18 protein-coding genes, 1 tRNA gene and 1 riboswitch are annotated in these 23,551 nt (G+C 47.4%); of the genes, 9 read left to right on the plus strand and 10 right to left on the minus strand.

Annotated features, from left to right (window positions below):
* Positions 1-7: 7 nt before the first annotated feature.
* From NQ565_RS13585 to NQ565_RS13610, 6 genes are all read right to left on the minus strand, one after another.
* Entirely contained in the window at positions 8-1,789 is a 1,782-nt protein-coding gene (locus tag NQ565_RS13585; RefSeq protein ID WP_004293827.1) for a PKD-like domain-containing protein, read from the minus strand.
* Between the two features lie 64 nt (positions 1,790-1,853).
* Positions 1,854-2,771: a DUF4465 domain-containing protein gene (locus NQ565_RS13590; protein WP_004289228.1), complete on the minus strand. Its 918-nt coding sequence runs from the start codon at positions 2,769-2,771 to the stop codon at positions 1,854-1,856.
* 155 nt (positions 2,772-2,926) lie between these two features.
* Positions 2,927-3,118: riboswitch (cobalamin riboswitch) on the minus strand.
* Positions 3,119-3,504: 386 nt separating this feature from the next.
* Complete coding sequence (locus tag NQ565_RS13595) at positions 3,505-3,834, minus strand: site-specific integrase (protein WP_004289226.1); 330 nt, start codon at positions 3,832-3,834, stop codon at positions 3,505-3,507.
* A gap of 46 nt (positions 3,835-3,880) precedes the next feature.
* Positions 3,881-4,774, minus strand: coding sequence for a phage integrase SAM-like domain-containing protein (locus NQ565_RS13600; RefSeq protein WP_004289225.1), 894 nt, complete (start codon positions 4,772-4,774; stop codon positions 3,881-3,883).
* A 429-nt stretch (positions 4,775-5,203) separates the two neighbouring features.
* Entirely contained in the window at positions 5,204-6,280 is a 1,077-nt protein-coding gene (locus tag NQ565_RS13605) for a site-specific integrase (RefSeq protein ID WP_005651765.1), read from the minus strand.
* Positions 6,281-6,520: 240 nt separating this feature from the next.
* Positions 6,521-6,605, minus strand: a tRNA-Ser gene (locus NQ565_RS13610).
* A 462-nt stretch (positions 6,606-7,067) separates the two neighbouring features.
* Here NQ565_RS13610 and pflB point away from each other — a divergent pair.
* On the plus strand, positions 7,068-9,296 hold the full coding sequence (pflB, locus tag NQ565_RS13615) for a formate C-acetyltransferase (RefSeq protein WP_005651768.1): 2,229 nt from the start codon (positions 7,068-7,070) through the stop codon (positions 9,294-9,296).
* Between the two features lie 132 nt (positions 9,297-9,428).
* Positions 9,429-10,154, plus strand: a complete 726-nt coding sequence (pflA, locus tag NQ565_RS13620) for a pyruvate formate-lyase-activating protein (protein WP_040315388.1) — start codon at positions 9,429-9,431, stop codon at positions 10,152-10,154.
* A gap of 114 nt (positions 10,155-10,268) precedes the next feature.
* On the opposite strand, the gene NQ565_RS13625 is transcribed toward pflA, so the two are convergent.
* Together NQ565_RS13625 and NQ565_RS13630 are read right to left on the minus strand one after the other, a co-directional pair.
* Positions 10,269-11,600, minus strand: coding sequence for an outer membrane beta-barrel protein (locus NQ565_RS13625; protein ID WP_005651772.1), 1,332 nt, complete (start codon positions 11,598-11,600; stop codon positions 10,269-10,271).
* Entirely contained in the window at positions 11,601-12,149 is a 549-nt protein-coding gene (locus NQ565_RS13630; RefSeq protein WP_005651774.1) for an RNA polymerase sigma factor, read from the minus strand.
* Positions 12,150-12,324: 175 nt separating this feature from the next.
* Here NQ565_RS13630 and NQ565_RS13635 point away from each other — a divergent pair, with 175 nt between their 5' ends.
* The 7 genes from NQ565_RS13635 (at position 12,325) to NQ565_RS13665 (ending at position 21,488) form a co-directional block, all read left to right on the plus strand.
* The gene (locus NQ565_RS13635) at positions 12,325-13,029 is read left to right on the plus strand and encodes a NigD1/NigD2 family lipoprotein (protein ID WP_005651776.1); all 705 of its coding nucleotides are present in this window, start codon (positions 12,325-12,327) and stop codon (positions 13,027-13,029) included.
* Positions 13,030-13,324: 295 nt separating this feature from the next.
* Positions 13,325-14,374, plus strand: a complete 1,050-nt coding sequence (locus tag NQ565_RS13640; RefSeq protein ID WP_005651780.1) for an efflux RND transporter periplasmic adaptor subunit — start codon at positions 13,325-13,327, stop codon at positions 14,372-14,374.
* A 2-nt stretch (positions 14,375-14,376) separates the two neighbouring features.
* Positions 14,377-17,412: an efflux RND transporter permease subunit gene (locus NQ565_RS13645; RefSeq protein ID WP_005651782.1), complete on the plus strand. Its 3,036-nt coding sequence runs from the start codon at positions 14,377-14,379 to the stop codon at positions 17,410-17,412.
* 2 nt (positions 17,413-17,414) lie between these two features.
* Positions 17,415-18,698, plus strand: coding sequence for a TolC family protein (locus tag NQ565_RS13650; RefSeq protein ID WP_005651784.1), 1,284 nt, complete (start codon positions 17,415-17,417; stop codon positions 18,696-18,698).
* Positions 18,699-18,729: 31 nt separating this feature from the next.
* Positions 18,730-19,755 (plus strand): sensor histidine kinase, encoded by a 1,026-nt coding sequence (locus tag NQ565_RS13655; RefSeq protein ID WP_005651786.1) that lies wholly within the window; start codon positions 18,730-18,732, stop codon positions 19,753-19,755.
* On the plus strand, positions 19,748-20,521 hold the full coding sequence (locus tag NQ565_RS13660; RefSeq protein WP_005651789.1) for a LytR/AlgR family response regulator transcription factor: 774 nt from the start codon (positions 19,748-19,750) through the stop codon (positions 20,519-20,521). The genes NQ565_RS13655 and NQ565_RS13660 overlap by 8 nt, the downstream gene beginning before the upstream one ends.
* Before the next feature lie 55 nt (positions 20,522-20,576).
* A complete protein-coding gene (locus NQ565_RS13665) occupies positions 20,577-21,488 on the plus strand; it encodes a DMT family transporter (RefSeq protein ID WP_005651793.1) in 912 nt (303 codons plus the stop codon).
* A gap of 341 nt (positions 21,489-21,829) precedes the next feature.
* Here the strand turns inward: NQ565_RS13665 and NQ565_RS13670 are convergent, their stop codons facing one another.
* Both NQ565_RS13670 and NQ565_RS13675 read right to left on the minus strand, forming a co-directional pair.
* Positions 21,830-22,402, minus strand: a complete 573-nt coding sequence (locus NQ565_RS13670; RefSeq protein ID WP_005651798.1) for a flavodoxin — start codon at positions 22,400-22,402, stop codon at positions 21,830-21,832.
* A 127-nt stretch (positions 22,403-22,529) separates the two neighbouring features.
* Positions 22,530-23,357, minus strand: a complete 828-nt coding sequence (locus tag NQ565_RS13675) for a carboxymuconolactone decarboxylase family protein (RefSeq protein ID WP_074713697.1) — start codon at positions 23,355-23,357, stop codon at positions 22,530-22,532.
* Between the last annotated feature and the right edge of the window lie 194 nt (positions 23,358-23,551).

Consider the following 23,551-nt stretch of genomic DNA (forward strand, 5'->3'; position numbering starts at 1 on the left):
ATTTTTATTATTTGGTTAGATCCTCAAAAGAAAATACCTCCGTAGAAACTTCGCCCAGCCAGCCGCTTTTGGCCAGAACACCGCATTGTATTTTGATAAAGTCAATATATTGCAGATTGGCTTCCGTTCCATCGGCATGGATGGCATTGGAAATTTTGAAACCGTTCCTTTGTCCGCTTCCATCCACCGTACTGCCGCCTTCTATCTGGTCGTTTCCGAAATTATCCACGTACCCCCAGTCATAACTCTGATTATCCCAATAACCGGTTTGAGAATCTTGGGTGTTGCGGGCGGCCAGACAAGTGCCTGTCAGGGTATAACTGTTTTCCGAAATCCAAGCCGGATAATAATAGTCTTGTGTATGATAAGCGGACAGATAGTCTACCCAGCCGTTTCTACCGTCGGAACTGATCCATTGGACATCCATTTTTTTGCCTTCCGGACGGTAATAGGTCACTTCAAAATTCTGTATTGTTTCTTCCTTGCCTGCTTCAGATCCTTTCAGTTCGTACCACTCGTCATCCGGCAATCCGTTTCCGTTTATATCTTGCATGACCCATACGATACCCGGTTCGGAACTGCCGTCAAAGGCGTTCCCCTGAACACAGAAATCATATTGGTTACCCGAATTGGGAATACTGTGGTCGAAGCCGACGATGATATAACCCCCGAAAGAACCTAAAGAGACGTGCAGTTTGTCTTTCAAACGCTGTGTTGCCCATGCGACAGCCGCTTCAGGGGATGTTTCGTTGCCGGTCATACCGCCTATCGTGCTCGTCTCGTTGATAAATTGGCCGGGAGCTGGGGTATATTCATAGACTTTATTCCAGAGCTTGGAACTTCCCGAAGCCCGGAAGCCGTCTTGTTCCTTTTTGTCCACACAAACGACTTTTACGGTGGCAGTGACAGCCGTTTTCCCTTTGTCGATATTCCTGCTTATTTTTTCCGTCGGTGTGTCTTCCGACACAGTACAGGAGACGGTGTATTCTCCGGGTGCGGACGGCGTGAACTTGAACATGCGTTCCACTTCTCCTTCCATGACCTGACCGTCCACACTCCACTCAAAACGGGGATTGTCGAAATACTCCAACAACGGACGCAGGAAAACAGGACGGTCGGCAAAAGTGTACCTGTCCGTGGATGTTTGCAGGTAAGACGGGGTCGGGAATTTGACAACGTAGGGCATCGTTTCCACGACCTCTACGCTTACGTCTTTCGTTGTTGTCCCATCTATATTGGAAGCGTTGATTGTCACCGTATAAACACCGAGTTCTTTTTCATTGAAAGTATAAGTATTCTCGGTGGAAACGATTTTTCCTTCCCGTACCCATTCGATTTTGAACCCTTCGACATCCGAATGCTGAATATCGGGAGTAAATGTGTAATCGGTATTCCGGACGACTTTTAGCCCCTGCGAAGGTAGTGCCAGTGAGATGACCGGAGGGGTGAGTTCTTTCACTTCTACTTTCAGTTCCTCTTCGGCATAGCCTTCCGCATTGTCTACTCTTAGTTTGACATAAAAATCCCCGCATTCATTCCATGTACGTTGAAGAGACGGACCCGAAGAAACCAGCGTACCGTCTATCGTCCAAGCAAAAAGAGCATCTTCAACATTCTGGTATGTCGGGGCGATAGTCAATTCGTGATCGACCTTGACAGTGTAAATACCGGTCTCGCTGTCAAGTTCTATTATAGGTTGTCCTCCTACTTCTTCGGTAATGACTTCATCCTTGTTGCAGGAGGTGAACAGCATACAGGCAGAAATAATAAAATAGTGAAAACGATGCATGATGTGTGGATTTTAGAAAAATAACAGGGATACCCCCGACAGAAGGGATATCCTTGTATTCTTTTTATTGTATGGTGATATCATCAATACAGATATAAGCCGGAGTATTCAAACCGTATGCTCCCGAATCCGAACCCTCGAAGTTGAATTTCACACTTTGCACCCCTTCGGCATTGATTTCCCAATAATCCCATGTCGTGATAGGATCAACCTGTTGTTGGCCGTTACGATAATCGGCTAAAAGACGTTTGTAAGTGCGGATCAGACCGCCATTCGCATCATAACATTCCAGATTCACTTGGAAATACCCTTTCATCTCTTTCAGAGGAGTCGCTACCCCCGTAGAACCGAACTGATTACCATAAGTAATGACACCATAAGTGTATGAGGTGTTGCAGATCCACAGGCCGACCAATTTCCGGGGAACATTGAAATAAAATTCTGGTTTAGCCATCCATGCCTGATTGTAAGCATCCACATATCCGTAAACGACACCGAAATTGGAACCGCTGTGCCCGGCTTCCTTATTCTGTCCTTCCGCTTCCACCGCAGTGTTATAGACAGAACATTGGTTTAGATAAGAATACCACCAGTCTCCGGTATTTCCCGACTGATTGGAGCGGATGTTCCAGTTGGAAAGTGCGATGCCGCCGCTGGAATACTCTGTGCTTCCACCTACAGTATTAAACATTGAAAGGAAGAGATATTCTTCCGGAGTATTGTCGTAAATGGTGGTTACTTGAGGATACCCTTGGTACGAATAAAGATTTTCTCCGGCCGAGGTAGGTCCTGCTAACATGCCGGGATCGAAATCATCGAAAGTGATAGTTAAAGTACCGTCCGAATTTGTCACAGCACGGGTTTGCGAAGTTCCGGAATCAACCGGGTCCATCAAAAAGTCATCGTCCGAGCTACAGCCAGAGAACAAGGCGGTTGCGGTAAATAGACAGGCACCTGCCAGAAAGCGTAATTTTCTTTTCATAGGTCACTCATTTTAATGTAAAACATATTATTAACAAACACAAAAAATTCCCGTTCGTGCGGACTTACACGAACGGGAATATGTCTGTCTTCAAATATTGAATGGCCGATGAGCTATTCCTTATTTGATTACGACCCGTATATCCCGCAGGTGTAAATCTCATTCCGGTCATGGCAGGTCTTCTGACTCGTCCCGGTCATCGTGCCTTCCCGGTATTACACCAGTGGCAAAAGTTCGATGTCCGTTTTTGTGGACTCACAGCAGCGGGTACTGTCCCGGATTTTCACCGGGTTCCCTTTTCATTCGGAAGGCGTAAACCTCCCGAAACCATTTCCCGACTGCAAAATTATCTATATTACATATCAATTCCAAATAATTCATAATATTTATAATAAAACACACAAAGCATGACAACCGTACTGTTTTAATTAGAGCATTCAAGTTTACGACAAACGAAGACGGTAATTATCATACACAATATCCATAAACCAACAAAACAGCTTGCCATTTTCCATAACAATGCGTTCTGGAATAGATAACTGTTAGCTGCAATTATGCAAGCAAAAAAAGCAGACAGAATAATGACTATTAATATCATGCACCAGAAATTAATCCTATAAATTTATGGAAAACAAGTAAGGGAATGGAAGTTCCGTTGCCGCATGGATGCAGGTGAAGGACCTTCTCTTTTAACGTTGGATACGCCAATGCACGCCAACGGAAGACTCTGATATTATCTGTTTGGAAAGGATATAGGATGTGCGTTACTTTGTCGCATATTCAGAATCTTAAAAAGAATTTTAGTATGGAACTGACAATTATTGAAACAAGCGCGTATTAGGAGTTGAGAAAGCTGGTCAGCACGCTGGTCGTACAGATGGGCGACTTCCAGAAAAAGATTGCCCCGCCTGCGCCGGACAAGTGAATGGATGCGCAGGACGTATGTGATGGACTTATGCCCAAACACTTTCTGAAGAGTTTCCAGCAGCATCCCCTTGAGTATGGCCAGAACGGCAAATGCGTGGCGTCCGATGTGCGGGGTGACCTCGCCCCGGAGTTGCATTTCCTGCCTATGATTCCAAGACTGAGCCGCATGGCATTGTATTCACCTACCGGAAAGACACATTCGGGGAGTCTTTCTTTTCATCCGTACCCCTATATTTTTCAATCAGTTCGATAGCAATGGGCAATAATTTTACGACATACGCCACTCCCGTTTTTATACGGTTGCCCATCAGCCATGTACCGCCGTCGGAGTCGGTATGGATATTATCGTATGTTATGGCTTTCAAGTCCACATAGGAAAGACCGGTGAAGCACATGAACAGGAACATGTCGCGCATGGCACGCTGGCGTTTGTATCTCGGTTCTATATGGATTATCCTTTGCAGTTCCTCTTCGGAAAGGAAAGAACGCCTCTTGTATTCGGGCATACACTCGAATGATGCGAACGGATGAACCCGTATCCAGCCTTTTTCCTGCGCGATATACATCAGCCACTTCAAGGTATTGACACGCCCGAAGACAGTGGAGTTTGCCAAAGCGCATGTACCGAGCATCCAGTTGTAGTAATCCTCGATGAATGATTTCTCAAGTTCTTCGATGACAATATCCTCTGCATTCTTCTTGCTTTTCATGAAAAGCAGGAGACTCTTGTAATCGGCAACCAGACCGCAGTAGGTGCTTTCGGCTTTCTCTATGCCGATTTTCTTTTTATACGGTTCCAGCTGTTCCCTGAAAAGGTTCATAAGGGTGTGGCATTCCTCTGAGAAGCCGACATAGCGGTTATAGACTTTCTTGGCTGTAACAAAACTGTCGTGGTCGCAGATGTACTGGTAGTGCCTGGTGATTTGCGCCTTGATATTGTCAAGCTCCTGATTGAGTGTACGGGCCTCCTCGGACTTGCCTTTGGCCCGGTTGGTTTTGACGTCCCACAAAGCGAGGGACACTTCTTTCTTACAACTGAAACCGGCTTGGGTTCCATTGATGGTGATACGGCCCATAATCGGTGTCTTTCCGTTTTTTACAGACTGTTTATTCTCAAAACACTTAGCTATACATGGTCTGCGATAAGCTAAGAGAGATTCCCCTTACACAAAAGCATGGCATCTCCTTGTCGTATCTCGCCTTTATACTTTTATGTATAGTAGTCTACCGGATCGAATGAACAAGACCTATCCCATACATAAACCAATTTAGACTGCTATGTTATTTTTGAGGAAGAAGATGGAATGAGACCAGATACCCTCTTTAAGGCTGACTGTAAGTCGATTAAATGTAGAAAAAGATTGCTTTTGTCACAAGTAAAGTGTATATTTGCATTGAAAGAATCGTTCTTTGACAGAGGCAAAAGAAAACAGAATATTGTAATTCGCTCGTTTCTAAATCGTTACCTGACATTAATTAAACAGAAATAACTGTTTAATTTTCAATTAGATAGAGATTGTATGATGTTTCGCGGTATGGGTGGTCAATGTTTTTTTTATGCCACAAATATCAGCCAGCTCCTTAAGATAGGCGTTCATTTTTTGATTACAAAGCACCGGAAAAAGCACACCATGTTTCCTGCAATATTCATTGGTGGAATACTTCTCCAATATTTTTAACGGAACTTCCATCAATGGGATGTTACACATGATTTTGGTCTTCTGCCTTCCCTTGCGTATCCATCTGACACCGTTCGAGTCCTCCACGATATGCTCCTTTCCCAATCCGTGAATATCCGAGAAGGCCAGACCGGTGAAGCAACAGAACACAAAAATATCCCGTACCTGACCCAGCCTCGGAATATCAATCTCCTTTGAAATCAGTTTTCGGATTTCCGAATCTTCCAAGAAGTCCGGCTCCACCTTATCCAACGAGAACCTGATTTCCAAAAACGGATCATTCTTCATCCATCCCTTGGCCAAAGCGATACGGATAATCTTCTTGAAGTTCTTCAGATACTTGGTGGCTGTATTATGACAACACTTTTTCGAGGTCTTAAGCCAGAACTCGTAATCCTCAACAAACTGGCGGGAAACTTCATCCAAAAGAATATCTTTCTTATGATATGTCTCCCAGACAAAATCCTGAGTATGCTTCAAGGATGTCTCATAACGCTGCACGGTTGCAGGCGCCATGTCCGTACCGGACAATCGGGCGCATTTATCATTATGTTCACGGAAAACCTCAAACAGGGTACGCTGTACGGGAGCATCCTTTCCCAAAAAACGGTCCAGGACACTGCCGGCAGAAACCGCTACACCTTCTATTTCCAGTTCACGCTGAATTTTCATTATCCTCAAACGGATAGAATCAAGATACAGATTCAGTTCCTTGTACTCACGCTTCTTTTCCAAAGCCTTTCCTTTTGCCGCACTCCAGAACTCCGGAAGAATTGTTTTCTTCACTGAAGCATCAACCCGGACTCCATTCACTGTAATTCTCATCATTATCGGAGCCTCACCGTTCCGATTCAATTTCGTCCTACGAATGTAGAACAATAGACAAAATGTTGTTCTTTCCATCTTACTTGTTTTTTAATCACAAAACTAAAATTCCAAGAGCAACAAGTCAAGATGCAAAACACTGATAAACAATGAATTATTTACTTAATAGGTGTACCTGACATTGAAGGAGATCAGGTACACCGAATAGTACACCGAAAGAATGCTTTGATATGCTTATTTTTGCCATGCACCAAAAACAAAAAATCCCTGTAAAGTATTAATTTACAGGGATTTTCTTTGTTTTGCAATTCTTTCCAGCGGAGAGACAGGGATTCGAACCCCGGGTGCCTCGCAGCACAACGGTTTTCAAGACCGCCGCAATCGACCACTCTGCCACCTCTCCAAAACTTCTTTTTCAAGAAGTGCTTTTCTCTTAAAGCGGTGCAAAGATAGCGCTTCTTTTTTTAATTCGCAAACAAATCCGGAATAAAATAATTCACATATCCGTAAAAACTAAAAATACGGCATAAAAGGAACTAATAAAATGTTACTAAAATCTTTTCGTCCGACAGCTGTTTTATTTTCGTCCAACAGTTGTCGGACGAAAATAAAACAGCTGTCGGACGAAAGGGAAATTATTGTGGGACGAATAGATTTCAGCATAAATAATAATAGTTGATAAGAGTACAGATATTAATCGGACGGACACGAATCAATCCCCGGTGGTACTTCCTACCTAATAATAGCTATTTTATGCTCTTCAACATAAAAATCCTCCATATTATTGTGTAATTACGGAAATTTTTCCGTAATTTTGCGCGCTCTAAAGGATAACATATCTAATCACTTTTATTAAAAGAACATTATGGAATTAAACAAAACCTTTATTGACGGGCTTTGGAGCAAAGAAATCAATGTAAGTGATTTCGTTAGTAAAAACATCACGTCCTACACCGGAGACGCATCTTTCCTGCAAGGACCAACGGAGCGCACCAAGCATATCTGGAACCTCTGTCTGAAAGCACTGGAAGAAGAAAGAGCCAATAACGGTGTCCGTTCATTAGATCATACAACAGTATCTACCATCACTTCCCACAAAGCAGGCTATATAGATAAGGAGAACGAACTTATCGTAGGCTTGCAGACAGATGAACTGCTGAGACGCGCCATCAAACCTTTCGGCGGCATCAATGTAGTGGCAAAAGCATGCCGCGAAAACGGCGTGGAGGTAGACGATAAAGTAAAAGACATCTTTACACACTACCGCAAAACACACAACGACGGCGTATTCGATGTATATACCGAAGAAATCCGTTCGTTCCGTTCATTGGGCTTCCTCACCGGACTTCCCGACAACTATGCACGCGGACGTATCATCGGTGACTACCGCCGTCTGGCATTGTACGGTATCGACCGCCTCATCGAAGCCAAACAGGAAGACTTGCGCCACCTGACCGGTCCTATGACCGAAGCACGCATCCGCCTGCGCGAAGAAGTGGCAGAGCAAATCAAGGCCTTGAAGGACATCAAGACCATGGGCGAATACTACGGCCTCGACCTCAGCCACCCTGCCACATCTGCTCAGGAAGCCGTACAGTGGGTATACATGGCATACCTTGCCGCTGTAAAAGAACAAGACGGTGCCGCCATGTCATTGGGTAATGTATCTTCATTCCTTGACATTTTCATTGAATATGATTTGGCTCACGGTAAGATTGACGAAACTTTTGCACAGGAGCTGATTGACCAGTTCATCATCAAACTGCGCATGGTACGCCACCTGCGTATGCAATCCTACAATGACATCTTCGCCGGAGACCCCACCTGGGTTACTGAAGCTATCGGCGGACGCTTCAACGACGGTCGCGTAAAGGTGACAAAAACCTCTTTCCGCTTCCTGCAAACGTTGTACAACCTCGGCCCGTCTCCCGAGCCTAACATGACTGTGCTGTGGAGTCCCGAACTGCCGGAAGGTTTCAAGGAATTCTGTGCCAAAGTATCCGTAGATACCAGCTCTATCCAGTACGAGAACGACAACCTGATGCGCGAGGTACGCAACTGCGACGACTACGGTATCGCCTGCTGCGTATCCTACCAGGCCATCGGTAAGCAAATCCAGTTCTTCGGCGCACGCGCCAACCTTGCCAAAGCATTGCTGCTTGCCATCAACGGCGGACGTTGCGAAAACACCGGAACTGTAATGGTGAAAGGTATCCCCGTGCTGACTCACGATACGCTGAACTTTGAAGAGGTAATGAACAACTACAAGAAAGTGCTGACGGAGATTGCCCGCGTTTACAACGAAGCAATGAACATCATCCACTACATGCACGACAAGTATTATTACGAAAAAGCCCAAATGGCATTCGTAGATACAGACCCGCGCATCAACCTTGCATACGGCGTAGCCGGACTTTCCATTGCCATCGACTCATTGTCTGCCATCAAATACGCCAAAGTAACGGCACGCCGTAACGACATCGGCCTGACGGAAGGTTTCGACATCGAAGGTTCTTTCCCGTGCTTCGGCAACAACGACGATCGTGTAGACCACCTTGGTGTAGACCTGGTGTACTACTTCAGCGAAGAGTTGAAGAAGCTGCCCGTTTACAAGAACGCCCGTCCTACCCTGTCACTGCTGACTATCACATCCAACGTGATGTACGGTAAGAAGACCGGAGCCACTCCCGACGGACGCGCCAAAGGCGTTGCTTTCGCTCCGGGAGCCAACCCGATGCACGGACGCGACAAGAACGGTGCCATCGCCTCTTTGAGTTCCGTAGCCAAATTGCGCTACCGCGACTCACAGGACGGTATCAGCAACACATTCTCCATCGTTCCGAAATCATTGGGTCCCACTGCCGAGGAACGCGTAGAGAATCTGGTTACCATGATGGACGGTTACTTCACCAAAGGTGCACACCACCTCAACGTGAACGTACTGAACCGTGAAATGCTAGAAGACGCCATGGAACATCCGGAGAAATATCCGCAACTCACCATCCGCGTTTCCGGATATGCCGTAAACTTCGTGAAACTGAGCCGCGAACACCAACTGGAAGTTATCAGCCGCAGTTTCCACGAAAGAATGTAATCGGTAAACCGGATACATAACCTTTTAAAGCACGGATTACACGGATTTCACGGATTAAGCAAAAATCCGGAGTAACACCCTGTAGTCCGTGCTTTCTTTTTTACTACATTCTTTGCTTATAATACACTATTTATGATTAATGTTCATTCATACGAATCAATGGGCACTTTCGATGGTCCGGGGCTGCGGCTTGTCGTATTCCTTCAGGGCTGTCCTTTCCGTTGCCTGTATTGTGCCAACCCCGATACAATAGATGTAAAGGGCGGTACTCCTACTCCCGCCGGTGAAATCCTGCAAATGGCTGTCAGCCAAAAAGCTTTCTTCGGGAAAAAAGGGGGAATTACTTTCTCCGGCGGTGAACCTACCTTGCAGGCAGAGGCATTGATACCACTGTTCAAAGACTTGAAAGCAAACGGCATCCACATCTGTCTTGACACCAACGGCGGAATCTGGAACGACAAAGTTGAGGAATTGTTAAGTCTGACGGACTTGGTATTGCTCGATATCAAAGAATTCAATCCCGAACGCCACTGTACCCTGACCGGACGCAGCAACGAACAAACCCTGCGCACCGCTGCCTGGCTGGAACAACAGGGACATCCGTTTTGGCTGCGCTATGTCCTGGTACCGGGATATAGTGATTTTGAAGAAGACATACGCAACATGGGCGAACAGCTCGGCAAATACCAAAGCATACAACGGGTGGAAATACTTCCCTACCACCGCTTAGGGGTGCATAAATACGAAGCTATGGGCTGGGATTATCAGTTAAAAGAAGTAGTAGAGAATACCCCCGCACAACTGGAACGAGCCGAAAAACTCTTTAAAGAGTACTTTCCCACAGTAGTGGTAAATTGAGAATTAAAAATAGAGAAACGGGCTGCGCCATAATAATGAAACCGGTTTTTATACCGATAAAGACTTTATAGTGCAGCCCGTTTCTAAATTTTTAATTCTCAACTATCAATTTAATCAGTAAGTCAACCGTATTCCACCTTGTAAGGTAAAGTTACAGGGATTTTCTTTTCGTATAGTCTCAATGTCCGAACCGTCGTCAAAGAAATAAGACACTCCCGGTTCTACATAAATGCCGACTCTGCTACTTATATTATACTGTGCACCCACAGCTCCCATTACAGAGAATTGCAACGGTTTCACGGTTTCGTTTTTGCTCCCTATTTTTCCGTAAACGCATTTTTCCATGGCACCGCCGGCAGAAACATACATGATAAAGGACTTCTTATCTACAAAGTTCCAGTTGGCACGCAAAGGGATACCCAAATAATGCAATTTCTGGCTGACCGTTTCCGAACTTCCGGCAAATTTCACATCCGAAGCGAGGTACGTATACGTTAAGCCCGTTTCCACGGAGAAACCCCGTGTAAGCCCTTTACGTACCGAGAAGCCGAAAGACAATGGCTGTTTATGGTCTATGTCCACCACCTGTCCAGAACTCCTCTGCAGATAAGGTATGCCATCTTTAAAAACAAGCTCCTGCCCTTCCGGCACTTCCATTATCCCGTCAGACATTGTGGTGAGGTCTACCCTTCCGCCGGAAACACCGAAGTTCTGTCCGTTTTGAAGCAGCCCGCTTTCACTCATACTGCTTCCCGAAATCAATCCGCCCGTATTTCCTACTGCCAATCCGACCGACCAGCCACGCGACTGCTCCCGCTTCGCTCCGCCAACCGGCAAATGCAATTTGTCTCTGCCTGACGGGCGGCGGCGCTCAATCTTTTCCGTACGCTCCTCTTCCCTTCTCTCTTCTTCTGCTGCTTCCTGATTTACCCGTGCCGACTCCGCAGTCGGTTCCTGTGCGTTCCCAGTCTGAACTTCCGGCTCTGTACCCAAGGATTGGATGACCGTTTCCCGCTCCGTTTCATCTACGGTATTCAGTTGTTGTGCCAGCAAGGAACGCCGGTTCGTATCCGCCGGAGATTCCTGTTTCTGTGCGCGATAGTCGGGTTCTGTTATCTCTGTCCGTACTGAAGGCGTCTGTTGCTCCGGCAGCTTGTCCGGCACGGCAGCCAATGCCGGTGCAGTCATATTCCGCATTTCCTCTCCCACAGGGCTTTGGAGCAGCCATACACTCACCGACGACACCGCAACGAGCAGTGCCGCAGCCGCAGCTACAGCCCAGCGGCGGAAAGGTATAATCTGCCGTTTTCCGGCTACCGGAGGCTTCGAAACGGACAAATCCTTCTCAAGCCGTTCCCAGCCGGAAACGGGCAGCGGTTCGGAATAATCGTCCAACCGCTCCTTTATCTTTCGCATCCACAATTCATCTTCCATACGTTTCTCCATTTATGCGTTTCTTTTCATCCACTCCTTCACCTTGGCAGCCAAAGCAGCTTTGGCACGTACCAGTTGTGAAGCCGATGACTTTTCGTTGATACCCAGCAACCGGGCAATCTCCTTATGAGATTTATCTTCAAAAACAAACAGGTTGAATACGGTACGATAACCGGCGGGAAGCTCGCTTATAAACTGCATCAATACCTTTTGAGGAATAGTATCCACCGCCGAAGCATCCGGCTCCTCATACGTCTCCGGCACATCGTCCAGGGCAGCGGACTGGCTCATCACATCATTCTTCCGCAAATACTGCAATACCGTATTCACCATTACACGTTCCATCCAAGCCCGCAAAGAACCCTCTCCCCGCCAAGTGAACTTATCGAAAGAGTCGAAGAGCTTCAGGAAACCGTCATGCATCAAATCCTGTGCAGTTTCCCGGTCACCGGCGTAACGCAAACATACGCCGAGCATCCGCCCCGCATACTGTTCGTACAGTTCTTTGCGGGCAAGGTTGTCGCCTTGCCTGCAACGTTCTGCCAATACCTGTTCTTCCATCCTCTCTTTTAACACGTGTTTACCTTATAAATGCAACGGGCACAAAAATACTGCATCCGGCAGATAGGAAATTTATTCTTTATTTTCTTTAACATTCTTATAAGCAGTATTTGTGCAATCCCGGCATTTTCTGAATACAAAACCTAAAACAGAACCAATAACAAAACCTCTACTTATGAAAAAGTTCAGAACGATATTAGCCGCATTTCTGCTGTTGTTCATCACCACTCCCGTACTGCAATCCTGCCTGGACGATTGGGATGATGACGAACACCCGTTGCTCGCCATCGGCACAGTGCGAATAATTGACGGAAAAGACTACTACTTCGCACTCGATGAAGGAACCAAAATGTTTCCCGGTGACACTGCCCAAGTGGATAACTATACCTTGGTGGAAGGACAGCGCGCCTTTGTATATTTCAACCTGCTGGATGAAGAAGTAACCGGCTACGATTACAATGCCAAAATCAACCATGTAGAGAATATCCTTACCAAAGACATTTATTTCATGCCTGCCGAAAAGGCCGACAGCATCGGCGACGACCGCATCAACATCAACAATATGTGGATTACGGACAACTACCTGAACATCCAATACCAGCTATACCACAGCAACAGCAATGATAAAAAACATATGCTGAACCTCATAGTCAACGAAGCATCCGACGGCAAGAATGACAAAGAGGGATATATTACGCTGGAATTCCACCAGAATGCTTACGGTGACGAGCCGCTCATGCCGGGACAAGGGCTTGTCTCGTTCAAACTGGATAAGATAGCAGACCGGATACCCGGAAAAACCGGACTCAATATCCGCGTAAAAAGTCTGCACGACGGCGAATATTACAAAACCATTGACTTTAAAACGGACGAGAACTAAACTATTCTTTGCAATACCCTTTTCAATGTCTTTTTATTTAAAGCGGAGCAGGCTGTTTGCCTTCACTCCGCTTTGTTCTTTTCTACCTTCTGCCACCGGGTTTTTGCTCTATCTTTTTCCCGTGTAATCCCGTGCCTGAAAAGAAACAAATCAGCCTCTTCCCGTTTCTGGTCCATTCCCCTTTTATCCCTTATTTCCCCTTTTCCAGCGTTAAGTTTCCCGGCTTCGGAAATTATTTCCCGGCAAAACAGTGTGTCCTTCCGTACTTTTGGAAAAAAATCAGAATGATATATATATGAGAACAAAAGTACCCGTTATCCTATTGTCTGTTCTTGCCCTGCTGTTCCATGCTTGCGGCGGCAAGGATACCCAAGACAAGCAAGAGCTGTCAGTCAGCACTTCCCAAGTTACTGCATTGCCCCAAAACGGCAATAAAGAGTTTCCTTTCATAGCCCGGCCGTTCCGCACCAGCGAACTGTCATTCCGGGTAGGCGGACCTATCGACCGCTTCGACGTGTATGCCGGTAACCGATACGAACGAGGAAACATCATTGCAGAGATAGACCCGCGCGATTTCCGCATCCGCAAAGAACGCGCCGAAGCCGTTTACCGCCAAAGCAAGGCCGAATTCGAACGCATAGAGGCGTTATACCGGAAAGAGAACATCTCTGCCAGCACCTACGAAAAGGCAAAAGCCGATTATATCTCCGCCAAAACAGCCTTTGATACCGCCGTATGCGAACTGGAAGATACCCGCCTTACAGCCCCTTTCACCGGATATGTAGGTGAAGTGTACATCGAAAAATTCCAGGATGTCAAGGCAACCCAGCCGGTCGTATCCCTTATCGACATACATCAGCTAAGGATAGAAATATATGTACCGCAGGAAATAGCCTATGCGGCACAGTCGTCGGACAGCATACGGATATGCTTCGACGCCATCCCCGGACAGACCTACCGGGCCAAGGTCATAGAGGTGTCCAAAGGCACTACCCGCAACAATCTGTCCTATCTGCTTACAGCCATATTGCCCAATGAAGGTGGTAAACTGCTTGCTGGCATGTCCGGCAAAGCGATTCTGGACACACCGCAGGCAGAGAGTGCCGCCGGTTTCTGCATCTCCCAGGCGGCACTCTGTCACCGGCCTTCCACGGGCGATTATGTATGGGTGGTTAATCCTGCCACATCGCAAGTCAGCCGCCGTAAAGTAACAGTAGCCAAATTGCTGCCCGACGGACTGGTACAGATTGCAGACGGACTGCAAATAGGAGAAACCCTCGCAACAAGCGGTCTGCGTTTCCTCTCGGACGGCATGAAAGTAGACATTACCTCTAAAGACAAGTAATTATGAAACTGGTAAAATACTTTTTATCGAAAAAGCCCGTCACAATCCTGCTGTTGGTATTAGTATTGGCAGGCGGATTGCTGGCGTACGTCAAAATGGGCAAGCTGGAAGATGCTCCGTTCACCATTAAACAGGCGCTGGTATTGACTCCCTATCCGGGAGCTTCTCCCTCGGAAGTACAGTCACAGGTTACGGATGTACTGGAAGAGTCCATCCAGGCATTGGGCGAACTCTATTACCTGAAAACGGAGAACCGTGCAGGACTGTCCAAAATCACCGTTTATGTAAAGAAAGAAACCCGTGCCGACGAGATGCAGCAACTTTGGGACAAACTGCGCCGCAAAGTAAGCGACGTACAGAGCAAGCTGCCCGAAGGCGCCGGTCCCTCTGTTGTGAATGATGACTTCGGCGATGTACTGGGCGTTTTTTACGGGCTTACCGGAAGCGGACACAGCTACCGCGAACTTGAAGATGAAGCCAAACTGATAAAGAATGAAATTCTGAAAGTAAAGGATGTTGCCAAAGTAGAGATTTACGGAACACAGACACCTACGATAGACATTTCCGTAAGTCCCTCCGTCATGGCCCGTAGCGGCATCACGATGGCCGACATCGCCCGCGCGTTCGAGGCTCAGAACAAAGTTGTGGATGCCGGCGGCATAGACGTCGGTTCCAACCGCCTGCGTATCGAGTCCACCGGAAATTTCTATTCGCTGGACGACATACGCAACCTTACAATCGTATCACGCACCGGAGAGCATTTCCGGCTTGCGGACATTACCCGGATTGAAGAAAGCTACCAGACCCCGGCAAGCAACCTGATGCGCATCAACGGACAACCCGCTGTCGGCATCGCCATTTCCACCGTTCCCACCGGAAATGTGGTCGATATGGCAGCCGCCGTCAAGGAATCGCTCCAACAGATGTCGGGCAGCATGCCCGAAGGCTTCGAACTTGTAACCCTGTACGACCAGGGCTACGAATCGGCAGTCGCCAACCAGGGTTTTATCCTCAACCTCATCATATCCGTACTTACCGTAGTGGCAATCCTGCTCTTTTTTATCGGTTTCAAAAACGGATTGCTGATAGGCAGCGGACTGGTATTCTCCATTTTTGCCACCCTGATAGTGATGTTATGCACCGACATTGCACTTCAACGCATGTCATTGGCTGCTATCATCATCGCCATGGGCATGCTGGTGGATAATGCCATTGTGGTGTCCGACTCCGCACTGGTAAACATGCAACGGGGCATGAGAAAGCGGGTTGCCATCATGCGCGCCTGTTCCTCCACTGCCCTGCCGTTGCTGGCGGCAACCGTCATTGCCATATTGACGTTCCTGCCCATTTATTTTTCACCCCACATTACCGGTGAGCTGCTTTCCTCGCTGGTAATCGTTATCGGGGTTTCGCTGATGTTCAGCTGGGTGTTCGCACTGACGCAAACCCCGTTCTTCATTCAGGAATTTGTACGCCGTCCCCGGCCGGAAGAGTTGAAAAGCGCCCTGTTCGACGGAAAGTATTACAATATGTTCCGCCGTTCCCTGCACTGGGTCATCAAACATCGCTATGCCACAATAGCCTGCATGGTCTTACTGCTGGTACTCTCTGCATGGAGCTTCAAGTTCATCTCCAAAGTATTCGTACCTGCACTGGACAAGCAATATTTTACCGTAGACGTATGGCTGCCCGAAGGTTCCAACATCGACGAAACCGGGAAGCTGGCGGAAGAAATGGCAGAATATATCCGTACACACGGGGAAGCGGAAATGGTATCTACCTTCATCGGCAGAACCCCACCCCGCTATTATCTGTCGAACGTAGCATTCGGACCTCAGTCCAACTATACACAACTGCTTGTGAAGTGCCATACTTCGGAAGAGTCGCGCCGGCTCAACGCCGCATTGCAGGACTCTATCCGCCTGAAATTTCCCGGACCGCTCATCAAAGTAAACAAATTCGAACTGAGCCCGCTGACGGAAGCCGTTATCGAAGCCCGCTTCCTGGGCCCCGACCCGGCAGTGCTCGATTCGCTCGTAGGGCAGGCCATCGAAATCATGCGCCGTAATCCTAAAGTAGCGGATGCTCGTAACGAATGGGGAAATATGGCATTGATGCTACGCCCCGTCTACGATCCGGTAAAAGCCGGCGAACTGGGCATCACCAAAGCGCAGATGATGCAATCCGTCAAATCCATCAGCGACGGTGTACCGGTAGGCATCTATCGGGATAACGAGAAGAAAGTCCCTGTTCTGCTGAAGTCCGAAGGATACGACATTACGGATGCGGCTTCCCTGGGCAACTTCTCCGTATGGAACGGCGAACGCTCGGCTCCCTTATCGCAAGTGACGGAACGCATTGAAACAACGTGGGAATTTCCGCAGATGCGTACCTATAACCGCCAACTCAGCATGGCTGCCATGTGCGGCGTAAAACCTGGGCATACCATGGCAGAGGTACACGGGGAAATACGCAGTGAGATAGAGGCAATGCCGCTACCGCCGGGTTATACATTCTTTTGGGATTCGCAGTACAAAGACCAGGGTGAAGCCATGGAAGCGATTGCCAAATACTTCCCGCTGGCATTCCTCATGCTGATTGTAATTCTGGTGGCGCTGTTCGGCAACTTCCGCCAGCCCATCATCATCCTGTGCATACTTCCCCTGTCACTGATAGGTGTCGCCGTAGGAATGCTGCTCACCGGATTCGATTTCGGCTTCTTCCCCATTGCCGGCTGGCTGGGATTGCTGGGTACGATTATCAAAAACGTTATCGTGCTGATAGACGAAATCAACATTCAGCGCCGCGAAGGAGTTCCTGCTTACACAGCCGTGATAGAATCCACCGTTTCGCGTACCCGTCCCGTACTAATGGCGGCCACGACCACCATTCTCGGTATGGTTCCGTTGCTGTTCGATATTGCTTTTGGCGGCATGGCAGCCACAATTATCTTCGGACTGACATTCGCCACTTTGCTGACGCTGTTTGTCACTCCGGCATTATATATCCTGTTTTATCGTATCAAAATCAATAAGTAAGCATGAAGACATTCTATACTTTATTACTTTTTTATTTGTGTGTTCAACCCGTATTTTCCCAGCAGGATTCCCTGCTGGAGAAATATAGGATAATGGCTCTGGACTATAACCACGACTTGCGTGCGGCAGACAAGAACATAGCTTCCAGCATGGAACTGATAAAAGCCGCCAAAGCCGATTTAAAGCCCAAGCTGTCGGGAGACGCAAACTTCCAGTACACCGGAAATCCCATCGAACTTACCGTGAACCTGCCCCAAAGCAATCCTCTCACTTTCGAAGGGCATGACATGAAATACGGCGCATCCCTCTCGTTGATGCAGCCTCTCTACACCGGCGGACGCATCCGCGAATCCATCCGGCTGGCAAAGCACCAACAATCCATGAATGTTCATCAGGCGGAACTGCTCCACTCCTCCGTATGCTACCAGACGGATATGCAATACTGGAATGCCGTAGCCCGCCGGGAACTGATGAACATAGCCACAGACTACCGCAACTCGGTCGCTTCACTGGCGCGCACTATCCGCGAACGCGTTGAAGCGGGACTTGTCGACCCTCAAGACCTGCTCATGGCAGAAGTCAAACTCAATGAAGCCGAATACCAGGTATTGCAGGCACGTAACAGTTTTGAAACCGGACGCATGGCACTCAACTCCCTGATAGGCATGCCGCTCGAATCCGAGACCGAAGTGCAAGAGTCCATTCCCGTAGTGCTTCCGTCCGACAGCCTGTCGGCATCCGACGGAAGCAACCGTCCCGAACTGCTTATGGCACACGACCAAATAAAAATAGCCGAAAGCCAGGGTAAGCTGACGGACTCCAAATACAAGCCGCAACTGTATGTCGGAATAGACGGCAGCTATTCCTCACCCGGCTATGACTTCAAAACCGACCTCGACCCTAACTATGCCATATACGCCACGCTGTCCGTTCCTATTTTCGAATGGGGCAAACGGCGCAATGAAAAACGCTCTTCCGCCTGGAAAGTAGGCATGGCAAACGACTATCTCAATAAAGTGACGGATAACGTAAACCTCGAAATACAAACCGCCCGCACTTCTCTTGCACAAGCCATAAAACAGGTGGACCTCACCGGAAGTTCCCTTGAGAAAGCACGTGAAAACGAACAGAAAGCACTGGAACGTTATGAAGAGGGGAAAATCTCCATCATGGAAGTCATTGAAGCCCAGAACTACCGGCAAGCCTCGCAAATAAACTACGTACAAGCCAAAGTTTCAGCACAAAGTTCCTACTCCGGCCTGATAAAAGCATTGCACAGCTATTGAGTTTTCCCAAAACATTATAACTTTGTCCCCCATGAAATGGAATAATCTGATATACGGCATTCTGTTCTCCGGATTAGGAGCGTTCTCCTACTTCCTGCTGGTAGACTACACCAATCTGTCTCCTCATATTGCCGATGCACTCTATTCCCGCGGAGCGTTCATCTATTTTATCCTGGCATTCAATGTGCTGGGATATGCTACCCTCCGCCTCAGTTCATGGATTAATACACAGTATGCCGTAAATATGCGTTCACGGTGGAAAATTCCCGTCATCTATCTGGCAGGCATGTCGCTCTTCCTGTTGCTGAACTACGGGCTGCTTGTTAGCGCCAAAATACTGGCGGGAGCAGCCAATCCGTTCTCCATTCAGCCAAGAGGATGGTGGATGCTGATTACCATCTGGCTTGTGGAACTTGTTGTCTTGGGATTATTACTGGCAAACCGTTCTACCCAAAAGGCGTTGAGGCTGCAACAACGGGCGGCTGTATTGCAGGCCGAAAACGACACGGCACGCTACACCGCCCTGCAAAACCAGCTCAATCCTCATTTTCTGTTCAACAGCCTCAACACGCTTATAGCTGAAATTGAGTATAACCCCCAAAATGCGGTACACTTCACCAAGCACCTGTCCAGTGTTTACCGTTACGTGCTGCAAAGCCAGGACAAGACACTGGTGACGCTCGGCGAAGAGCTGGAATTTATCCGTTCGTACCTTTTCCTGCACGAGGTCCGTCTGGGCAACTGCCTTACGTGCCAAAACAACGTTCCTGCGGAATATGCGGAAAAGATGCTGCCGCCCCTCACGCTGCAATTATTGGTAGAGAATGTAATCAAACACAATTCCATCACTCCCGGCAAACCTATGGTTATCACTATCCGCATCGAAGATGAGTATCTGTCCGTCAGCAATCCGATACACCCCAAAAAGAGCGTCGCATCATCCGGAATAGGACTGGAGAACCTTGCCAAACGTTGCGAACTGATGTCGGGCAAGAAAATCATTATCAAGAACGAAACCGAAAAATTTACTGTAAAAGTCCCTTTGCTATATGAATAAGCCTGCTATTGCCATCATTGAAGACGAGATTCCTGCTGCCCGCCTGCTGCATTCCATGATTGCCCGCCTGCGCCCGGAATGGGACATCACCGTAATTCCCGGCAGTGTGGAAGAAGCTACCGAGTGGTTTGCCACGCATCCCCACCCCGACCTTCTCTTCCTCGACATACAACTTGCCGACGGCAACTCGTTCGACTTTCTTTCGGCAGCTCATCCCTCATCCACCATCATCTTCACCACCGCTTACGACCAGTATGCAGTCCGTGCGTTCACCGTCAACAGCATCGACTATATCCTGAAGCCGATAGATGAGCAGCGTTTGCAGGAAGCCATTGATAAATACGAACACTTGCAGCAGTGCAGCAATCCCCGTCCCGACGACTATCTGGCAACTCTGCTGGATGCCCTGCAATCCAAAGAAAAGCAATACCGCACCCGTTTCCTCATATACCGCGCCGACCGTTTCTGGTCTTTGCAGGTCAGCGATATAGCTTATTTTTATTCGGAGAACAAAATGACCTTTGCCGTTACCCGCAACAATCAGGAACATGTACTCGACCTCTCGTTGAATAAGCTTTCCGAACAACTGGATCCCGACCGCTTCTTCCGTGCCAACAGGCAAATTATCCTGTGCATCGATGCCATAGACCATGCCGAACCCTACTTCAACGGAAAAATATCGGTAACGGTACGTCCGCCGTATAAGAGTAAAATCACAATCAGCGAGGAGAAACTCGCCGCTTTCAAACGCTGGCTTAATTTTTAATTCAAAAGAAAGGCGTATCTTTGCACCCGATTTTACCAAACTACTTTCTATAAGCATGAAAAAAGGACTGCTATACGCTATATTGGCATCTGTGCTATGGGCCATCGTAAACCCGTTCATCAAGCAAGGGCTCAGTTATGATTTTACTCCGATGAATTTTGCCGGGCTGCGTTTCACCAGTGTAGGCGTTCTGCTTTTTGCCTATACCTGGCACAAGGGAATGTGGCAGGAAATAAAGCAGCACCGCAAACTGTTCCTCAATCTGATATTCATTAATATGTTCATGGGTTATACGGCCTTTTATTTCGGAGTGGACTTCGTAAGCGGGGCTATATCATCCATCATCATGGGCATGACGCCGCTTATCAATGTACTGCTTGCCCATCTGCTGGCAAGTAACGACAAACTGAACGGCTACAAAATCGTCAGCCTCATCATCAGCCTTGCAGGCCTCTTGCTGATTGTAGGGATGGGCAGCGACGGTGAGCCGCTGGACTGGAAAGGCATCACAGGCATCATACTACTGTTGCTCAGCATTATCTTTCAGGGCTATTCCGCCATCTCCGTATCCGAAGAGAAAGGCAAGGTCAACCCTATCTTCCTGAATGCCGTACAGATGTTTTTCGGTGGCGCCCTTATCTACGTCATAGGACTGGGCACGGAAGGTTATCACTCTTTCATCGGCAAGCCTGCCGGATTTTATATCAGCCTGGGCATCCTCGTATTTATTTCCGTCTTTGCATTCAGCTTCTGGTTTATGGCGTTGCAAAGCAAAGGAGCAAAAGTCAGCGACATCAATATGTGCCGCCTTATCAACCCGATTCTCGGAGCTGTATTAAGTTGGATAATGCTTGCGGGAGAATCCCCCACATTCAGTACGGTAGCGGGAATGCTGATTATTGTCAGTTCGCTGGTTATTTATTTTAAAGGAGCGGAGATTGTAAAATACATCAGTACAAGGAAATAAACAGAACGGATAAAGCAGCATGATATGATTTTACTCACACAATCAGAAGAAAGCATCAGGCTCTTTCCAGAACTTCATATCCTTGCGGATAGAATTATGTGAGAAAGCACAGAAAAATGACTATAAAAATGGCATATGAAGTGGTTATGCTCTATCATCTTCACATGCCATCTTATTTTTTAGGGACATTTACTGGATATCCCTAATTATAGTATATTTCATGATGAACTTGATTTATTGAGTCAATTTACTATAGCTGATAAAGTAATACTAAATAAACCAATGACGATCATCGGTGAATCTGGTGATATTGGGCAGTTACAATGGTATGGTATGGTATTCTATTCTACACTGATTACCCGCTTTGCCCAATCCCCTGCTTGCTTTGCACTTCCATTGCATAGCCGTCCTGCCTGCCATCCGATTTGAGGATATAGCGCCTTGAGCTGTTTCACGCTACCTGTAATAGAACTGCCGCCGGAAGTGGCAAATGGAATGACTGCCTTACCGGAGAAGTCATATTTCTCAAGAAATGTATTGACCGGACGAGGACACAAATCCCACCATATCGGATAACCGAGGAATACTACGTCGTAATCTTTCAGATTGAGTGTCTCCCCACCCAATGCAGGACGTGAATTTTCATCCGCCATTTCTACCGAACTACGGCTTGCTTTGTTATTCCAATTAAGGTCTGCCGAAGTGTAGGCTACAGCCGGAGTAATCCGATACAGCTTACCGTTAACAGCTTGAGCAATGGCACCGGCAATTTTTTCCGTAGTTCCGGTGCAGGAGAAATAGGCCACGAGAATTTTCTTATCGGATTGCATACCGGTATCCGTTGTCTGTTTTTGTGCTTTCGATGAGCAACTGAAAGTTAGTAAACTCATAATTACCAATATAAATTGTTTCATTTTGTTATGATTTGATTTTTTTATTTGTCACGATGGGGTGACCTGAGCATCTCCTTATGCCTATCATACGTTTACGTATATTTGTTGAGACACTCGTTTCCTCAAGAAGAAATAGACTCGGTCGCAATTACCGTTTATTTGTTTCGAGGTTATCATACTCTTCGTCCGTCACCGGTTCGAGCCATTCATTGAAAGCACTTTCACCGGGAACCTCGAAAGCCAGATGAGCAAACCAACAGTCTGCAGCAGCTCCATGCCAGTGCTTGACGTTTGCCGGAATATGGATAACCGTGCCCGGGAGAATTTCCACGGCAGGTTTCCCCTCTTCCTGATACCAGCCGCGTCCGGCTACGCCAATCAGCATTTGTCCGCCACCACTTTTGGCACGATGGATGTGCCAGTTATTGCGGCAACGAGGTTCAAACGTAACATTGGATATATTCACCTGCTCGCGCGAAATGGGAGCAAGGTAACTGTTGCCGGTGAAATACTTCGCGTATGCAGTGTTCGGTTCGCCGACAGGAAAAATCATTCCGCGCTGGAAAGCGGCTTTAGCATCTTCACCAACGGCATCTTCCGCCCATACGTCTTTTGCCAGATTGAACGCCGCCCATGCTTTCGGCCAACCGGCATAAAAACCGATGTGGGTAATGATTTCGGCAATCTCAGTACGGGTAATGCCGTTCTTCTTTGCCGACTGCAGATGAAATACGAGCGAATTGTCTGTAATACCCTGACTGATAAGTGAGGTAACGGTTACTAAACTACGGTCGCGCAGACCAAGCTTGTCGGTGCGGCTCCACACTTCTCCGAAAAGAACATCGTCGTTGAGCTCCGCGAATTTAGGGGCGAACTCTCCTAATCGGGTACGCCCAGCTGTCTGTACTATTTTCTCCTGTGCCATAATATTGAAAGTTAAGATACTGAATACTGAAATTAAAAGAATCCTGTTCATAGTCATTCCATTTACCGTATGAAGTTATTGATATTTCCGGTTGTTTTCCAATTGCAAAATTACCACGATTACGCAAACCGAATTGTATATGATTTACGGATATTTATACCCGAATCATTGATTCTGAAATTAGAGAGGTATGCAATTCAACATATCCGAACCGGGAATGACGAGAACAAATAAGGGAAGCAACC

Origin of the sequence: Bacteroides stercoris ATCC 43183, from assembly GCF_025147325.1 — a bacterium.
Lineage (GTDB): Bacteria > Bacteroidota > Bacteroidia > Bacteroidales > Bacteroidaceae > Bacteroides > Bacteroides stercoris.